Raw genomic sequence first — 17,435 nt, 5'->3', positions numbered from 1 at the left:
AAAAAAAGCCCCGGAATGCCGGGACTTGTTTTTATATACAAGTGATGCACTCCATTATCCTAAAAATAATGACAGGCCAGTAGCTCTTAACCTTCTGACCCAACAGTACATCTCTCGAAAAATATACCATTTCGGCATCAGACCCTTTCACATATCTAAAGTTTCGAGCTTTAAATCAGATATGCTACTCATGTGCAATGCGCCTCATCTAAAATTATTTGATTATTTGAACTTCATTATACATACCTAATGAGTATGTGTAAACCCTAAAGTTTAATTACACCTTTATCCTTTAAATATTCTTCGTATGAAGACTCTTTCACAACCGCTCCAGGCTCTGATAAATCAAGCACACTGTTCGCAATTGTATTAATAAATTCAAAGTCGTGTGATGTGAAAATAATAGAACCTTTAAAGTTTTTCAAACCTTCGTTGACGGAAGTGATACTTTCTAAGTCCAGGTGGTTTGTCGGCTCATCGAGCATGATGACATTTGCTTTTGACAACATCATCTTACTCAGCATGGCACGCATTTTTTCACCACCGGATAAAACATTTGATTTTTTCTTTGCTTCTTCACCGCTGAAGAGCATACGGCCGAGAAATCCTCTTAAGAAAGTTTCTGTCTGTTCCTCAGGCGGTGCGTACTGACGCAGCCAGTCCACAAGATTTAAATTCCCGTCGGCAAAGTATTTAGAGTTATCTTTCGGCATATAGCTTTGTGTTGTCGTTACACCAAAACGCACTTCACCTTCATCCGGTGTAATTTCACCGGCCAAAATACGGAGAAGGGTGGTGCGGGCGATTTCCGAAGATCCGATTAATACTGTTTTATCATAAGGGTTTAAAGTGAAACTGATGTTATCAAGCACTTTTTCCCCGTCAATTGAATGCGACAGTCCATTAACATAAAGCAGATCATTACCGATTTCCCGGTCCGGTGTAAAGCCGACAAACGGATAACGTCTTGATGAAGGTTTAATGTCATCAAGCTCAATTTTGTCGAGCATTTTCTTACGGCTTGTTGCCTGTTTGGATTTTGAAGCATTCGCGCTGAAACGCGCAACAAAGTCTTTCAGTTCTTTAATTTTTTCTTCTTTTTTCTTATTTTGTTCCTGGGCCATCTGCTGTGCGAGCTGGCTGGACTGATACCAGAAATCATAATTACCTACATACAGCTGAATTTTTCCAAAATCAAGGTCAGCAATATGCGTACATACATTATTCAAAAAGTGTCTGTCGTGGGATACAACAATTACAGTATTCTCAAAATCAATTAAAAAGTTTTCAAGCCATTGAATCGCTTCAATATCAAGACCATTGGTCGGCTCATCAAGAAGGAGTACATCCGGTGTTCCGAATAAACTCTGAGCAAGAAGTACTTTAACTTTTTGATTATTTTCGAGTTCAGACATTTTCTTATCAATTAAATCACTGCCGATACCAAGGCCGTGAAGCAGACTTTCTGCATCACTTTCAGCAGTCCATCCGCCCATTTCACCGTACTCACCTTCAAGTTCAGCTGCGCGGATACCATCTTCATCGGAAAAGTCAGGTTTCATATAAATTTCATTTTTCTCTTTTGACACTTCCCATAGACGTGCATGACCCATCAGCACTACATCCAGTACACGTTCATCTTCATAGCCGAAATGATCCTGTTTCAAAACAGCCAGCCGTTCATCTTTCGCCATTGAAACATTTCCGGTCTGGGACTCAATTTCGCCGGATAAAATCTTTAAAAAAGTTGATTTACCTGCACCGTTTGCACCAATCAGACCATAACAGTTTCCAGGTGTAAATTTTATATTAACGTCTTCAAAAAGTTTGCGGTCACCAAAACGCAGACTAACGTCACTTACTTGTAGCATAGACACATTCTCCTTAATTATATTCCTTTAGCGATAATACCATATTTAAAGGGCTTATGTGAGGTCTTTCGCATTTAAAATGCGTTTTCAACACATATTCATCAATTTATAGGAAGAATAAAACCGATACGTTCACAAGAGAAGGGGAGACATTAAAATAATCCACCCGGTGTCAGGAGGAGAGAATACCCGGCACCGGATGGATTATTATTATATTTTCGAGCCTTCTTTAGCGTAAGTGACAGTTTTAACATTTGAAAGATTAATCAGCACCACTTCATTCACGAGTACAGTATTATCATCCACATATTCCACATTATTTGCTGTTACTTTCTGATCATCGATAAATTTAAACGTTGAATATAAACTTTCTTTGTGGATTCTTACTACATCATTCGCATGCATGGTTATCTTCACCTCTCTTCAATAATACCTGTCTCAATCAGGCTTACTTAAATTCTAAAGGGACAACATGACTGCTGAATTCTTCAATGGCACCTGCAATTGTCTTTTGTTCGACCGTTCCATCAACAGCGAGACTCTCTTTATGACTGAAAAAATAATCAATAATGGGATCATAGCCGTCTGTACCTTCACCGCGGACCACATAAAGCGGGGCACCGAATTCATGTTCCGCCTCAAGCACTTCTCCTAAAAACTTTCTGAACAAACTGTCATAATTATTTTTCATGTGACCAACTCCTTTTAATGAATATACACCACTTGAATTTAATGCTCAACAAAAATCAGAAAAATCGGAATTATAAAATATATAATATCTTCTAAACATTCATCTTATATAAATGAAACTTTCGTTATCAGCGGCTGAATATGGTAATATTAGAGTATTAATTACAGGAGGCAATACTGTGTCTGCAAACGTTTCTCAACTGAACAAAATTATTTCTGAATCCAATAATATCGTGTTTTTTACAGGCGCCGGTGTATCGGTCGCAAGCGGCATACCTGATTTTAGAAGTATGGGCGGCTTGTTCGATGAAATCTCAAAAGACGGATATGAACCTGAATACCTGCTCAGCATTAATCATTTAGAAGATAATCCACAGAATTTCGTAAACTTTTACAGAAAAAGATTACTGCTCGCCGATAAACAGCCGAATAACGTTCATTACTATATTGAAAAACTTGAAAGACAGGGGAAATCATCCGGTGTGATTACACAGAATATTGACGGCCTACACCATGATGCCGGAAGCAGGAATATTGATGAACTTCACGGGTCGCTCGCAAAATTTTACTGTACAGAGTGCACCCGGACATATTCAAAAAATGAAATTATTTCTGATGACATTGGTTTCTGCCGATGCGGCGGTGTTGTCAGGCCGGACATTGTACTTTACGGTGAAATGCTGAATGAGCAGACTGTCTTCAGTGCCATCTCAAAATTTCAGGAAGCAGATACGCTCGTTGTCCTCGGGTCATCCCTTGTCGTCAATCCCGCTGCTTATTTAACTACACATTTTAAAGGCAGACATTTTGTGATTATTAATAAAGACGCGACACCTTATGATGATAACGCAACACTTGTAATCAATGAAGACATGACACATGTCATTTCCGAACTGGAAAAACTTGAAGAAATTTAGGAGAAATATAATGGAAAATTTATCAGGAACTGTACAATTTTTAGAAGTAATTAAAAGAGAAGGATCGACGTATCATCTAACGTATGAAAATGATACGTACATTCGAATGAATTCCTCTGCCACAGATAAAGAATATGAAATCGGCGAAGAGGTCAGTGCGTTTATCTATCCAAACAGAAGTGGCGAATTATTTGCAGCACCCATAGTCCCGAGTGCTTCCCGGAATAAATTCGGTTATGCTGAGGTAATTGAAGTCAACAGAGATGGTGCATATGTTGATGTCGGTGCACCGAGAGAAATCTTAATCCCGTGGATTGATCTGCCGAAAATGAAGGAAGTGTGGCCGAAAGAGGGCGATGAAGTCTATATACAGTTACGGGCAGAATCCGACAACCAGCTGTACGGCAAATTAATCAGTGAACAGGAAGCAGCTGAACGTTTCACACCATTCGATAAAGAAAAATTTGAAGAGATCAAAAATAAATGGTTTACAGGGCGTCCTTACCGTCTGCTTAAAGTCGGTACCTTCATACTGACAACAGAAGGACATAAAGCTTTTGTACACGAATCAGAAAGAGAGCACGAACCCCGTCTTGGTGAAGAAGTGAAATTCAGAGCCATCGGTGTCAATGAAAATGGTGAAATTAACGGATCATTTATCAAACAGGCCTATCAAAAAATGGATTCAGACAGTAAAATGATTCTCGATTATATCACTCAAAATGATGGAATGATGCCTTTATCCGATAAATCTTCACCTGAAGATATTAAAGATGCATTTAATATCTCAAAAGGATCATTTAAACGCGCACTCGGCCGTTTAATGAAAGCAGGGAAAATCGAACAGCGGGACGGATCGACATATTTAAAATAAAAATTTTATAATATTGCTTATAAAAAAGTAAGAGCTGCAGGCATTTTGCCTGCAGCTCTTTAATCATTGCTTTGATAATTTTATAAAAAGTCCTTACCGCCTGTTAAACCGTAAATTTCTCCTGAAATATAACTGCCTTCTTCAGACGCAAGCAGTACATAGACCGGCGCAAGTTCGACCGGCTGTGCAGCACGGGTCAGCGCCGCCTTCTGGCCGAATTCAGGAATTTCACCGTCAAGCTTACCACCGTCTAACTGCAGCGGTGTCCACACAGGACCTGGTGCAACACCATTTACCCTGATACCTTTCGGTGCAAAGTATTTAGACATAGAAACTGTAAAGTTATTAATTGCAGCATTTGTCGCTGCGTAATCTGAAAGAGGCGGCCCTGGTCTTGAACCTTGAACAGAAGTTGTCGTAATTACAGCACTGCCGGGTTCCAAATATTCCTCAGCTGCTTTTACAGATTCAAACATACTGATGATATTTACTTTAAACGTGTCGTTAACCTGTTCCATAGTTAAATCACTTAATGACGGCTGGGCAACCTGCAAGGCAGAATTCAGCACCAGAATATCCAAAGCGCCGAATGCATCGACCGTTTGTTTAACAATATCCGTCGGGGTACCGTCATCTTTGAAATCACAAGGCAGCAATAGTGATTTTCTGCCTTCCTTTTCAATAATTTCTTTTACTTCCTGAGCATCTGCTTCTTCACCAGGCACAAATTGAATTGCTACATTTGCACCTTCCCGTGCATAAGCAATGGCTGCAGCACGTCCGATACCTGAATCACCACCGGTAATTAAAGCATTACGGCCTTCAAGTCTGCCGTGTCCTTTATAAGATGACTCACCACAGTCCGGTTTTGGTTTCATTTTATGCTGCAGGGCAGGGGTGCCCTGATCCTGCTCAGGAAAGTCATCTGAGTAATACTGTTTTCTCGGGTCTGTTAAATTTGTATTATCCATTCTTCATTCTCCTTGTATATATAATTAATAAACTGACTGTCTATAAATACTCCAAGTGAACAAAATCATTCAATTACCATTTAACACTTAGAACATAGGGGAATCCCATGTTCAGTTATTACCCGTCAATTTCCTCAGTTAAACGCTCCAGTTCATCAACCAGTTCGCCGATGTAATTGATTGTTTCTTTTAAAGGCTGATTTGTTGTAATATCGATACCCGCCATTTGAGAAAGTTCTACAGGATTTTTAGTTCCGCCTGATTTTAATACTTTTAACCAGTCATCAACAGCAGGCTGACCTTCATTTAATACACGTTTACTCATTGCAGTCGCAATAGTTAGACCAGCTGAATACGTATATGGATATAATCCCATGTAGTAGTGCGGCTGTCTCATCCATGTCAATTCAGCACCTTCAGTGATTGTCACGTCATCTCCCCAGAACTCTTCAATTACATTACGCTTTAAGTCATTTAAGTCATTCGCAGTAACACTTTCGTAATTATCCACTTTTTTATACACTTCACGCTGATACGCAGCTTCAAGCAGATGCGTCACACAGTTATGATAGTAGGTTCTTGAAATAATAGAAGAAATCACCCAGCGCTTAAATTTAGGGTCTTCAGAGTTTTTAAGCAGATGATTCGCCATCAGCATTTCATTCATTGTGCTCGGCGCTTCGATAAAGTACATCGAACTTCTTGCATCAAATACATTCTGTGCACGGTTTGCATTATAGAAATGGCCGGCATGACCGAGTTCGTGTGCAAGAACAAACACTTCTGTCATTAATGAAGTCCATGAAATTAAAATAAACGGATGTGACCCATATGGACTTGAACAGAAAGCACCGGTGGATTTCCCTTTGTTTTTAACAAAATCAATCCAGCGTTCATCGTATGCACGGTTCAGCATCTCCACATAATCATCACCCATTACACTGAGTCCGTCCATAATATATTTTCTGGACTCATCCACACTGATTTCAGGTTCCGCCTCTGAATCAAGAGAAATCTTCAAGTCTTCATAACGCAGTTCATCCAGCTTGTTTACTTTTTTCAGCAGTTTAGCATAACGGCGCATATGCGGTGCAAGGTCGGACATAATCATATCAATTTGACGGTGATATAATTCCTGATCCACTTCCTGGTCGTGTAGAAGGTAATCAATGACTGATTCGTATCCACGGAGGTCAGCAGTCGTTTTTTCTTCTTTCAATTGAATATCATATGTTCCGGCAGTCGTATGCTGATAGTCCGAAAGCTTATCATAGAACTTGCGGAACGCATTACGGCGGACCTCAGTATCTTCATGACTCTCAAGCTCACCTTCAAAAGCAAGGTAGGACAAAGGGATTTCCTGACCGTTTGCTTCAAATGTACCGAAATCAATATCAAGTAATTTTGTCTTATTATATAAGCCGTAAGGTGCGGAAAATACATTTGAATAGGCTGCAAGTGCTTTTTCAACTTTCGCATCGAGCTGATAAGGTTTCTGACGCAGCAAGTCGTCAATGTAATGACTGTACTCAGATGCTTTTTCTTTCAGCTGCTCGAGATATGACTCATCCTCAGCAAGAAGTTCACTTCTTACAAAGCTTGTTTCACGACCGAATAAAGTACTTAAATTCGCAAAAGTTGAAGATAATTTCTGCGCCTCTTTATCACTTTGGTCAGATGATAGTCTTAAAGATGCATATGTACCGGCAGGTACCAGTCCTTCAACAAGTTTCGCATACTCATGAACAGCATCCGCCGCCTTATTTAAATCAGCGAGAGTGCCTTCATATTTTTCTGAGAAAGCAGTAATTTCACCTTTCAGTTTTTCTACTGCCTCAACACAAGCTGCATCAGACTCGAAAAGGGGAGTCAGGTCCCAAGTATAATTCACATCAACTTCACTTCTGTGCTTTAATTCTTCCATTATTATGACACCTCTTCTATAAAATTTCGGAAACCGAAGTATGATTTCATTATACACAAATATTCTGAAAAAATACAATAAATCATATGTCACATGAGTGCAGGTACGATGTAATATCGTAGTGGTGTCATTTATTTCGATGAAAATTAAAATAGAAGGGCAGATGTACACCTTTGCACAGTTTTTAAAGAGGGAGGGTTTATTTCATCTGAATCATCAGAAAAAGTATCCTTTTTCACCGGGGGATACGATTCTTGTGACCAAAAGAGGATCACGGGTAGATAGATGATATGCATCGAATGAGTCACTGCCGCTGTGATGCGACAGGTGGAAATCACTTCAGTGAACGAGGAACTGCCGGAAGAAGAAGATATAGAACATATTAAGTGTGACAAAAAAAGCATTATAAATGCTTAATATATGATTCAGGAGGTTACAAGAGAAACCAGCATCCATAACTTCCTATAATATATGTTATGTAAACTTTATAGTATATTTGAAAGGGCGTTTATTTTTACAGACGATTTCATTAGTTTTTATGTATTAATCTGTGATTCATCAGCTGATATCCGGATTTAAACAATTCACTGGTGATTCGTAATATTTTTTATTAATATCTGTATTTATCATTAGTCAGTCATTATTAATCAGATGTCTTTGCTGATCATGTTCAGTACATAATCAGCTGCTTAAGAGATTCTATATGTTTATAGTCTTTTACTGATATGTTTTCCATATATTAATTAAACATATCCTTTAAGTATTTCCACACTAATTATACTGTCCCTGTCATATGGTTTTTATCTCAGTTGTTTTATTATGATTTGTATATAGTTATTACTACAGTTTATATACTAATGTAATGTCTGCCTGTATTTAATACAATATTCTGCAGTGATAACTCTTTATTAAAGTCTTTCTTTTAACACACTAAAATAAATAATATCTTTAATTATCAGAATATTCTTATATATTTACAAATAAATTACGATGATTACTTCATATTGTATGAAATACTTTTAATAATCACCGCAATCTATAGGTTCACTACTGTTACATGCTACTGATAGTTTACAACCGACGGCGCCGGATCAAGTTCTAATACGTCTTCCGGCTCTAAAAGCGGCACATCGTCCTGATAAAATAACTTAAAGCCGCTGTACTGAACCGGCTCATTTCTTACCAAATGATTATAGCCGTCTATTTTTACAGATTCATCTCCAAATCCATCAAAATTTAAAGATACCTGAACATTTTCAGTAGGTTGAATTTCGTTTTTGTTTGTCACCACGCTGTCAGCAAACTGATGCACAAGAACGATTTTATCCGGAAGGTTATTTTCCTCTGTAAGACGATCCATATATTCAACAGCTTCCTGTATCTCGGTGCCGTCAACAGATCCAAGGTCTATACCTGGAATCTCTCCTTCAGATATACTGTATTCCGTATCTATAGTTAAATGAACATGCGGTTCCTTAAGATAAGGTTCCAGCTGCTCCACTTCTTCCATGACACTTTTACCGCCGAGCTGGACATCAAGCATCAATAATGCATTATGTTTTTCTGCCAACTCTACATATTCTTCAATCACTTCCGGTACAGGTTCTGAAACATAATTACCGTCAGGACCCGGATCCCGCTGTGCTATTGTTGCAATCAGTTCAATAGTCGGAACCGCAGGCCGTGCCGGGTCTATTTCAGAATATGCCTCTGTCTGTTTCTTTAATATTTCCATCATTTCTTCCGGTTCATACTCTCCAAGAATTCCCATATGCTCTGATAAAGGTGTTCCATAAAAAGCCACGAGCCGGTACTTATTTAAAGGGCCTTCCGATAAATCTTCTACACCTTCAGATAATACTTCCCCCAAAGGAACCGAACGCTCTACAGGTTCACCGTCTGCGCCAATACCAGGTATGTACGACACTTGATGTTCATCATAATGGCTTTCAACGGACTCAGTGTTCTCCGAAGGTTCAACTGGTTCAAACGGTTCCTGATCGATTTCATCCTCTACTTCTTCGGACACTCCAGCTTCTCCACTGTCGTCAGTTTCCTCAGCACCCTCATTTTCTTCAATCTGTTCTTCTTCAAAATCCGTGCCCTCTTCTGTTACACCCTCATTATTACAGGCTGAAAGAAGCAGTACCACTGCCGCTGCAGGTGTAATAAAAGCAGATATTCGCTTCCGCATTTGTCATAACTCCCCTGCAAACTATTTGAATTCGTCCCTTACAATAGTAGATAAATGGAAAATTATCAAATAATGGTTTTATAAGAAATATACATACTCCTTAATCTACAGACAATCTGTTAATCATTTTATGCGGTCTGACTTCCCAATGCTCATAAGGTGCAGGATTCAGAACGTTCATCGCATCAATCGTTCTTGACCTCATATTCGGCCGGGTGATATACGTTTCAATGTTCGACATGTCTAATTTAATAAACTCTGCCTCCTGTATTTCTTCTTCCTGTATTTTAATATCACCTTTAAGCAGCTTTCCTTGAAAAACGACAGACAGCAGCCCTGAAGTCGAATTATAATATGTCCCGGTGACACCCTCAGCTGACACCACTATTCCTGTTTCTTCATATACTTCTCATTCCACGGCTTTCTCCAGTGATTCACCCTCTTCAACCTGTCCGCCCGGCAGCTCCCATGTATCGGAACGGTAATGTGTTTTTACAAGCAATACCTCTCCTTTTTCATTTTTTACGAATGCAGATACTGCCAGAATGTGTTTCGGCGGCTGTGACATTTTCAATCATCTCCTTGTTGAATTTTTCAGGGTGTATCGACACCCCGATTGATTTCTAAAATATATTTACAAAAATTCCACCGCATGAAATTCTTTATTTAATGCGAATGCAAACGGTTGAAGTGCTTCTTTAATCTTTCCTTTTAAATACTTATTCACCGGTTTACTTAGGAAAACATTGAATACCACTCTGCCGCCGCGGACTTTATACCGCCATGTACCTGCAAACTTATTATTTATAATCACAACAGCCTCAACCTGTGCTGCCTTTCTCCATATTTGCGGCTCTTCATCTTTAGAAACAATCCAGCGCTTATCTTTATAAGCAAGAAGAAGTGGGTCAAATTTTCCGAGCAGTATTACTTCCGGGTTCTGATTCGAACACTGTAAATCTGAATAATAATAATTGATTCCTTCAATTTGATATACATTAAAATATTCTTCGAAAGGAATAGTAAAAAAAGACTGTCTGACCCCGAAAAAATGAGCCGCGTCTGCCTTTGTTGCCGGCCCGTAAGCTGAAAAATACTGACGCAGCATTTTTAATTCCAATTCTTTTCTGTCAACCTGTATTTCATCAAAATGATTCCAATAATAATATTTCTTATTTTCTTTCAGCTTAAAATATAAATTTCCTTCTGAAGATGCTTTCAGAAACAAAGCGGACCAGTGAAAAAGATCTTTCCATTCTTCCTGATAATATTCCTGAAGGTCTTTTTTCTCCACCGGATTTCGATTACTGAATAATGACTCCATCCTCTTAATTTCATCATCTATTGAGTATCCCATATTATGAAGATGTTTATCCGGCCATTTTACTTCCCGCTCAAAAAACACTGCTAAACACAGCCAGTCTTCTTTAGAGTAATAATGAACTGTCCGTCTCTGTCCCCATGCCATCACAGTCTCCGGATGATCAAGAGAATGATGAAAATGACTATAGGCATTCTCATGAAGACGGTTGATGATATTGATTTTTGCATAATTGGGATACTGTGCCTGAATACCAATAACATGTGATAACACAGAATGTACACTTTCTTTTTTGTCGGTAATCAGAGAATGATTCAGCCTATAATCCATTAATTCATTCATAACCATTATCTCCTTTCATCACATTTCAGTATTATATTTACCATTATACCAATTCGTAACAAGCATGAGTGTTCAGCAATTCCTTTTGCTTCAAATCATGTTAAAATACTAACATACTAATATAAATGGAGCGGTTAACTTTGGCATTAATATTTCTGATTATACTTATTATCGTTACTGTAATTCTTTTTATGAAAAATTACCGGCCGCAGAACGATAACGAAAAAAACAATCACTCATCTGAAAAGCCGGATATAAAAAATCATATTAAAAATAACAAAGCTCTGATTACTGCCACGGTAATCATTCAAGTTGTCCTCATCACCACTATTATTATCCTTCTTGTGTACTGATAAAAATCTTCGTAGAAAATTTAAAATTTTGAAAAATGAGGTATTTTGATGAATTTAAAACAAAAATTAATTGAAAACAACACCCTGCTCCTTGACGGCGGCTTCGCAACTACACTCGAATCATTAGGCTGCAGTATAAACTCATCTCTCTGGTCAGCAGAAATTTTAAAAACAAACCCTGATATGATTGCACAGGTACATCAGTTATTTTCACAGGCAGGTGCGGATATTATTCTTACGAATACGTATCAGGCAGCCTATCCTTCATTCAGGAATGCCGGTTTTCATTCGGATGAAATCGATCAGTTTCTTAAAACAGCAGTGAATACTGCCCGGAGCAGTCAAACAGACAGCGTCCTTGTCGCGAGCCTCGGCCCGTATGCCGCCTATCTTACAGACGGCTCTGAGTATACAGGAGACTATAATGTGTCTGACGATGTATATCTTTCATATCATAAAGAAAGAATCCAAACATTGATTAACTACGGCATCACTGATTTTGTGTTTGAAGCTGTACCTAATTTTGACGAAATAAAAGCATTAACTGAAACTGTCATCCCGTATTTTAAGCAGTACGACTTAACATTCTGGCTGTCATGTACTGTCGGAAACACGGGTGACCTATCCGACGGAACCGACTTCCAAAAAGTCTGTGAATATATTGCAGACCACCCGGATGAATGGTCTGTATTCGGAATCAACTGTTCTACCATTCAAGGAATTGAAGCCTCCCTGTCGAAGGGAATGCTTGATGTCCCCCAATATACCGCCCTTTATCCAAACGGCGGTAAAACATATGATGCAGTAACAAAAACTTGGTCCGGGAAAGATCAAACAGATATACTGTTTACCCATGCTGCAGAGTGGCAGGAGAAAGGTGTAAACATTATCGGCGGCTGCTGCGGTATACTTCCTAAAGACATCCGGACATTGGCGGATATTATTCATCAAAAGTAAGTGTTACAAGATTACAGCCTCATTCGTCAAATGATGAATGAGGTATTTTTCTATCAAAATCTCCGAAAAACATCCTGTTTATTTAGAATTTTTCATTTTATCTGAAAATAGTGTTGAAAGCTGTTCCCTATTGGTTTATTCTTACTAGAGTCAAATAGAATCATTTGATTAAAATTTACATAGGAGTTTGAAAATGAAAAGAACCTGGAAATACTTATTATTAATTGTTGTATTATTATTGGCGGCATGTACCAGCGACAGTGATGTTGAGCCGGAAGGAAGTTCTGAAGCTCGAGATGCAGAAGCACCTGCCGGCGGTGATTTAGCACTGGGACTGCCAAGTGACGCCATCTCAATGGATCCGCATGGAAGTAATGATATTCCGTCGGAACAGGTACGTGCTGTAATTTATGAACCGTTGGTTGCACAGGACGAAAACCTGGATATTTACGGCAAACTCGCTGAAGACTGGGAACAGATTGATGACAATACATGGAGATTTAACCTTCGTGAAGGTGTAACATTTCATGACGGCTCTACTTTTAATGCTGAAGCGGTCAAAGCAAACTTAGAACGACTGCAGGATCCTGCAAAAGCATCTCCAAGATTGTTCCTTTTGGAGATGATTGAAGAAATTAATATCGTTGATGATTATACGGTAGAGATTGTTACAGAATACCCTTTTTCTCCTCTTTTAGCCCACCTGGCACATGGTGCAGGTAAAATGATCAGTAAAGAACTGATTGATGAAGATTATCAGAATGCACTTGATACTGCCGGTGAAAATATGAGTGTTGAGGAATATTACGAACTTAGAGACGCAGGCGGTGAAGCATTTGAAGAAGTGGCGAATGCAATCAGCGGCGATGTTGGTACTTTAATCGAAACACAGCCCTCCGGTACAGGATATATGCAGTTTGACTCGAGAAACCCAGGTGCAGACACTACAGTTGTCAAATATGATGACTACTGGGGAGAGCCTGCTAATCTTGACAGTGCCCAATTTAAAGTCATTAATGAAACAGGATCACGTATCGCAGAACTTGAAACCGGTGCAGCACATTTTATCAGCGACATTCAATCCGCAAATCTGGAACGTATTGAGAATACACCGGATGTTTCTTTGGCAAGAACAGAATCCGTAGCAATTGATTTTATCGGCTTTAATACTTCTAAAGAGCCATTCAATGATAAACGTGTCCGTCAGGCAATTACACATGCTTTTGATAAAGAGACAGTAGCTGAAGGCGTTTATAATGGATCAGGTGCTGACGCAGTGGCTGCTTTGGCACCGGGAGTCCTTGGTTATGATGAAAACCTCGAAGGTCTCGAATATGATATGGATAAAGCACAAGAACTGCTTGAAGAAGCTGGGTACGCAGACGGCTTCGATCTTACAATGATGGTGAATGATGATAATGCTGAACGTATGGATATTGCTGTAATACTTCAGGAATCTTTAGCTGAATTGAATATCAATGTAAATATCGAACAGGTTGAATGGGGTGCGTATATGGAAGCAACCGGCAATGGTGAACATGATATGTATATGCTTGGATGGTCCAACGCCACTGGAGACCCCGATAACGGTATCGCCCCCCTATTCCATTCCGACTATGTCGGCGCGGACGGCAACAGAGCATTTTTTGAAAATGATGACCTGGATGCATTACTCGATCAGGGCAGACGTGAAACAGATGAGAATGCACGTGCAGAAATTTACAAGCAGGCACAGGAAATATTAGTTGAGGAAGCCCCTGCAATATTTGTCAGACATTCAGAACTTTTAAATGCACAGCATGACAGTTTTACCGGCATGGATGTTGACAGCTATAATATTTGGAATTTCAGAGAGTCAGGTATCAGATAAATTTAATATCCATTTATGCATGAAAAATTCAGTTCCCCCGGCCTTTTGCCGGGGTTTTCTTTAACATTCTTCGCATATGTGTTTTTAACTTAACACCCCACGGTGCAATCAAAATTAAAATGATACTTTTCATCAAATGCTGTAATATAAACTGTATGAACAGAAGGAGAGGATTAACAGATGAAGCAGTATCAACATATATTATTCGACTTGGACGGCACACTGTCAGATCCTAAAATCGGAATCACAAAATCTGTACAGTACGCGCTTAAACAATTTAACATTAATGAAGAAAACCTGGACAACCTGGAATGCTTTATCGGACCGCCGCTGCAGGTGTCCTTCAAAGAATATTACGGTATGAATGACAAAGACATATCACTTGCGATTGAATACTACAGGGAACGCTTTAAAGATAAAGGAACGTATGAAAATGTCCTTTATCCCGAAATCCCGGGACTGCTCGAAAGCTTAAAGGAAAAAGGATGCATCCTTGATGTCGCCACAACAAAACCGACCGTCTTTGCAGAAGAAATAGTACAATATTTTGAAATAGATCATTTTTTTAATCATATTGTCGGCAGTCATTTAGACGGGACAAGAAGTATCAAAGGAGAAGTGATTGAACACGCACTGAATATGTATAACCAAGACCTTGATGAATTCATAATGATCGGCGACCGTAAACATGATTTAATCGGTGCGAATTCAATGCAGATTGATTCTATCGGCGTTACATACGGCTATGGATCATATGATGAGCTGTACAATGAAAAGCCGACGCATATTGTAAATAACATTAAACAGCTGAGAGATATTTTAATTTCCGGATAATTGAGGTGTTGTGAATGGAATTATTAACTATTTTATCTTTCGCGGGGGCTGCAATGCTTGTAACAATTATGCCGGGGCCGGATAACTTATTTGTTTTAACACAAAGTATCGCTAAAGGAAAAAATGCAGGGATATTCACCACACTCGGTTTATGCACCGGACTTTTGCTTCATGTATCAGCTGCAGCAATCGGAATAACTGCCCTGCTCTATCAATCCGCAGCTGCATTTACCATTATCAAATATGCAGGCGCAGTTTATCTGCTGTACCTTGCATATATGTCTTTTAGGAATAAAGAATCCACCCTGAATTTAGACAGCGGTGAACGGCTGAACTCTACAGCACTTTACCGCAGGGGTGTCATTATGAATGTATTAAACCCTAAAGTATCCCTGTTCTTTTTAGCATTCTTTCCTCAATTTGTGAATAATTCGGGTATTAATATATCTGTTCAAATGCTGCTGCTTGGAATAATATTCTTAGTACAGACTTTCATCATTTTTAGTTTGATTAGTTTATTTTCCGGAAAAATAGGCACATTACTAAGGCAGAATCCAGCCGTTTCAAAACGCATGAATATCATTCAAGGCTGCTTATTTACAGCCATCGGTTTGAGTATTGCATTTAATGATTAAAATTTAAACACCGCTTTTTATCCGGATCGGGATAAAAAGCGGTGTTTTCAGTTTTTTGTACAATAAAAAAATTAAGTTGTATTCTACAATCATTTATAGTTAATCAGTTTTAATTTGTAGTCATTAACTGATTGTAGAGCGCCGTCTTTCTTTTTAATAATGATATGATCTTTTGAAATTTGGACAGGACTTTCAACACCAACAGCAGCGGCAATATTAAATAAACCTTGGTGTAAGCTTGTAACATAATTTGTCACCCGATATTTCTTCTCATCAATAGAAAGGGCTTTTTCCCGTTTAGGGTCGGTTGTTGCGACTCCGACCGGACAAGTATTCATATGACACTGCTGGCTCATTATACAGCCTACACTGATCATCATACCACGTGCAATGTTCACTAAATCCGCACCTAAACCAAGCGCAATCGCAATTTTATCGGGTGTAATCAGCTTACCTGAGGCAAAAATTTTAATGTCCTGCCGGATGCCGTACTTTTCCAGCAATGCAGTAACAATCGGCAGCGCTGTAAATAAAGGCAGCCCGACACCGTCCTGAAGCTCCTGAAAAGTCGCTCCTGTGCCGCCTTCTCCGCCATCAATTGTAATAAAATCCGGATACTGTTTTGTTTCAATCATTGTATTAATCAGTGTTTCAACTTCAGATACTTTACTGACTACGATTTTAAAACCCACCGGTTTCTGGCCGTTTCTCTGTAACAGACTGACCCAGTTCAATAAATCTTCCGGACTGCCGATGGTATCGAAACGATTGGGGGAGTTAATTGTCTTCCATGGCTCTACATCTCTGATTTCAGCGATTTCCTCTGTGACTTTATCGCCTTCCATATGTCCGCCCCGTGTCTTCGCCCCCTGCGCGAGTTTGATTTCAAAAGCTTTTATCCTCTCATTTTCTGCGAGACTGCAGAACTTTTTCAAATCAAATTGACCTTCTTTATCACGGACACCAAAAAGGCCGGGACCGATTTGGAATATAATATCCACATCTCCTTTAAGATGATGTTCAGATAACCCGCCCTCACCTGTGTTCATCCAGGTTCCTGCCTGCCCAAGCCCCATAGACAGAGCTGTCACAGCACGTTTTCCTAGAGCACCGTAACTCATTCCCGACTGTCCGACAAGACGTTTGATTTTAAAAGGATGTTTTAAATTCCGCCCCAGTATAACCGCATCTGATTCAGATAAAAAATATGGATCAATTTCAGTTTTTATCAGATGCTCATCCCGGTTAAACAAACGTTCATTATCAATTTTATATATAAACGTAGAAATCATTGGAGACTGATTAATATGCAGTTCATTTGTCTGCAGCGGAAACATCGTATTTTGAATATAAAATCCATCCTCATAATCTTTCTGCGTACCGTAACTGGACATTCTCGAATTGTATTTACCCGCGAGAACAATATTAGTGTAATCATTTCTTGAAAAAGGTTTTCCTTTCGTATCCTGTAAAAATAGATACTGACGCATTTCAGGTCCAACCTTTTCCAGGAAGTAACGGATACGGGCAAGTAATGGATAATTGCGTAATACACTGTGCTGCTTTTGCCGTTTATCTTTAAACAATAACAGAACACCCGTTAAAAATATGCTGAGTATCGTTAAAATAATGATGATGTTTACAATCAATTGCAGTGCAGCTGAAACAGTCATATGAATCAT

At 39.0% G+C, this 17,435-nt stretch carries 15 protein-coding genes, 1 pseudogene and 1 riboswitch; of the genes and pseudogenes, 7 read left to right on the top strand and 9 right to left on the bottom strand.

The window, feature by feature from the left end:
• Nucleotides 1-36 precede the first annotated feature (36 nt).
• A riboswitch (Lysine riboswitch) is annotated at nucleotides 37-216 on the bottom strand.
• A gap of 50 nt (nucleotides 217-266) precedes the next feature.
• The 3 genes from ACFSX4_RS02310 to ACFSX4_RS02300 all read right to left on the bottom strand — a co-directional run bounded on the left by ACFSX4_RS02310 (nucleotide 267) and on the right by ACFSX4_RS02300 (nucleotide 2,562).
• Nucleotides 267-1,871, bottom strand: a complete 1,605-nt coding sequence (locus ACFSX4_RS02310; RefSeq protein WP_377771151.1) for an ABC-F family ATP-binding cassette domain-containing protein — start codon at nucleotides 1,869-1,871, stop codon at nucleotides 267-269.
• 210 nt (nucleotides 1,872-2,081) lie between these two features.
• Complete coding sequence (locus tag ACFSX4_RS02305) at nucleotides 2,082-2,276, bottom strand: hypothetical protein (RefSeq protein WP_377771149.1); 195 nt, start codon at nucleotides 2,274-2,276, stop codon at nucleotides 2,082-2,084.
• Between the two features lie 43 nt (nucleotides 2,277-2,319).
• Nucleotides 2,320-2,562 (bottom strand): hypothetical protein, encoded by a 243-nt coding sequence (locus ACFSX4_RS02300; protein WP_377771147.1) that lies wholly within the window; start codon nucleotides 2,560-2,562, stop codon nucleotides 2,320-2,322.
• 178 nt (nucleotides 2,563-2,740) lie between these two features.
• Here ACFSX4_RS02300 and ACFSX4_RS02295 point away from each other — a divergent pair, with 178 nt between their 5' ends.
• Together ACFSX4_RS02295 and ACFSX4_RS02290 are read left to right on the top strand one after the other, a co-directional pair.
• Nucleotides 2,741-3,478: an NAD-dependent protein deacylase gene (locus tag ACFSX4_RS02295; protein WP_377771145.1), complete on the top strand. Its 738-nt coding sequence runs from the start codon at nucleotides 2,741-2,743 to the stop codon at nucleotides 3,476-3,478.
• A 10-nt stretch (nucleotides 3,479-3,488) separates the two neighbouring features.
• Nucleotides 3,489-4,352, top strand: a complete 864-nt coding sequence (locus tag ACFSX4_RS02290; RefSeq protein WP_377771143.1) for a CvfB family protein — start codon at nucleotides 3,489-3,491, stop codon at nucleotides 4,350-4,352.
• An 80-nt stretch (nucleotides 4,353-4,432) separates the two neighbouring features.
• Here the strand turns inward: ACFSX4_RS02290 and ACFSX4_RS02285 are convergent, their stop codons facing one another.
• From ACFSX4_RS02285 to ACFSX4_RS02265, 5 genes and pseudogenes are all read right to left on the bottom strand, one after another.
• Nucleotides 4,433-5,323: an SDR family oxidoreductase gene (locus tag ACFSX4_RS02285; RefSeq protein WP_377771141.1), complete on the bottom strand. Its 891-nt coding sequence runs from the start codon at nucleotides 5,321-5,323 to the stop codon at nucleotides 4,433-4,435.
• Between the two features lie 118 nt (nucleotides 5,324-5,441).
• Nucleotides 5,442-7,247: an oligoendopeptidase F gene (gene pepF, locus ACFSX4_RS02280; protein ID WP_377771139.1), complete on the bottom strand. Its 1,806-nt coding sequence runs from the start codon at nucleotides 7,245-7,247 to the stop codon at nucleotides 5,442-5,444.
• Nucleotides 7,248-8,307: 1,060 nt separating this feature from the next.
• The gene (locus ACFSX4_RS02275) at nucleotides 8,308-9,441 is read right to left on the bottom strand and encodes a hypothetical protein (protein ID WP_377771137.1); all 1,134 of its coding nucleotides are present in this window, start codon (nucleotides 9,439-9,441) and stop codon (nucleotides 8,308-8,310) included.
• A 100-nt stretch (nucleotides 9,442-9,541) separates the two neighbouring features.
• Nucleotides 9,542-10,009, bottom strand: a pseudogene (locus ACFSX4_RS02270) (NUDIX domain-containing protein).
• Nucleotides 10,010-10,075: 66 nt separating this feature from the next.
• The gene (locus tag ACFSX4_RS02265) at nucleotides 10,076-11,104 is read right to left on the bottom strand and encodes a DNA glycosylase AlkZ-like family protein (protein WP_377771135.1); all 1,029 of its coding nucleotides are present in this window, start codon (nucleotides 11,102-11,104) and stop codon (nucleotides 10,076-10,078) included.
• Nucleotides 11,105-11,244: 140 nt separating this feature from the next.
• Between ACFSX4_RS02265 and ACFSX4_RS02260 the strand changes: the two genes are divergently transcribed.
• From ACFSX4_RS02260 to ACFSX4_RS02240, 5 genes are all read left to right on the top strand, one after another.
• A complete protein-coding gene (locus ACFSX4_RS02260) occupies nucleotides 11,245-11,457 on the top strand; it encodes a hypothetical protein (RefSeq protein WP_377771133.1) in 213 nt (70 codons plus the stop codon).
• Between the two features lie 48 nt (nucleotides 11,458-11,505).
• A complete protein-coding gene (gene mmuM / locus ACFSX4_RS02255) occupies nucleotides 11,506-12,414 on the top strand; it encodes a homocysteine S-methyltransferase (protein WP_377771131.1) in 909 nt (302 codons plus the stop codon).
• 193 nt (nucleotides 12,415-12,607) lie between these two features.
• Entirely contained in the window at nucleotides 12,608-14,284 is a 1,677-nt protein-coding gene (locus ACFSX4_RS02250; RefSeq protein ID WP_377771129.1) for a glutathione ABC transporter substrate-binding protein, read from the top strand.
• Nucleotides 14,285-14,464: 180 nt separating this feature from the next.
• A complete protein-coding gene (locus ACFSX4_RS02245) occupies nucleotides 14,465-15,118 on the top strand; it encodes an HAD hydrolase-like protein (RefSeq protein ID WP_377771127.1) in 654 nt (217 codons plus the stop codon).
• A 14-nt stretch (nucleotides 15,119-15,132) separates the two neighbouring features.
• On the top strand, nucleotides 15,133-15,753 hold the full coding sequence (locus tag ACFSX4_RS02240) for a LysE family translocator (protein ID WP_377771125.1): 621 nt from the start codon (nucleotides 15,133-15,135) through the stop codon (nucleotides 15,751-15,753).
• 89 nt (nucleotides 15,754-15,842) lie between these two features.
• Here ACFSX4_RS02240 and ACFSX4_RS02235 read toward each other — a convergent pair whose 3' ends face one another.
• The gene (locus ACFSX4_RS02235; RefSeq protein WP_377771123.1) at nucleotides 15,843-17,426 is read right to left on the bottom strand and encodes an FMN-binding glutamate synthase family protein; all 1,584 of its coding nucleotides are present in this window, start codon (nucleotides 17,424-17,426) and stop codon (nucleotides 15,843-15,845) included.
• Between the last annotated feature and the right edge of the window lie 9 nt (nucleotides 17,427-17,435).

This window comes from Corticicoccus populi (genome assembly GCF_042686195.1).
GTDB lineage: Bacteria > Bacillota > Bacilli > Staphylococcales > Salinicoccaceae > Corticicoccus > Corticicoccus populi.
The sequence above is the reverse complement of the archived record's forward strand: the minus strand, read 5'-3'. Positions and strand labels throughout refer to the sequence as shown.

Coding starts and splice junctions, on each gene's coding strand:
- ACFSX4_RS02310 (WP_377771151.1), bottom strand. CDS start 1,871: ATGCTACAAGTAAGTGACGTTAGTCTGCGTTTTGGTGACCGCAAACTT.
- ACFSX4_RS02305 (WP_377771149.1), bottom strand. CDS start 2,276: ATGCATGCGAATGATGTAGTAAGAATCCACAAAGAAAGTTTATATTCA.
- ACFSX4_RS02300 (WP_377771147.1), bottom strand. CDS start 2,562: ATGAAAAATAATTATGACAGTTTGTTCAGAAAGTTTTTAGGAGAAGTG.
- ACFSX4_RS02290 (WP_377771143.1), top strand. CDS start 3,489: ATGGAAAATTTATCAGGAACTGTACAATTTTTAGAAGTAATTAAAAGA.
- ACFSX4_RS02285 (WP_377771141.1), bottom strand. CDS start 5,323: ATGGATAATACAAATTTAACAGACCCGAGAAAACAGTATTACTCAGAT.
- pepF (WP_377771139.1), bottom strand. CDS start 7,247: ATGGAAGAATTAAAGCACAGAAGTGAAGTTGATGTGAATTATACTTGG.
- ACFSX4_RS02275 (WP_377771137.1), bottom strand. CDS start 9,441: ATGCGGAAGCGAATATCTGCTTTTATTACACCTGCAGCGGCAGTGGTA.
- ACFSX4_RS02265 (WP_377771135.1), bottom strand. CDS start 11,104: ATGAATGAATTAATGGATTATAGGCTGAATCATTCTCTGATTACCGAC.
- mmuM (WP_377771131.1), top strand. CDS start 11,506: ATGAATTTAAAACAAAAATTAATTGAAAACAACACCCTGCTCCTTGAC.
- ACFSX4_RS02250 (WP_377771129.1), top strand. CDS start 12,608: ATGAAAAGAACCTGGAAATACTTATTATTAATTGTTGTATTATTATTG.
- ACFSX4_RS02245 (WP_377771127.1), top strand. CDS start 14,465: ATGAAGCAGTATCAACATATATTATTCGACTTGGACGGCACACTGTCA.
- ACFSX4_RS02240 (WP_377771125.1), top strand. CDS start 15,133: ATGGAATTATTAACTATTTTATCTTTCGCGGGGGCTGCAATGCTTGTA.
- ACFSX4_RS02235 (WP_377771123.1), bottom strand. CDS start 17,426: ATGACTGTTTCAGCTGCACTGCAATTGATTGTAAACATCATCATTATT.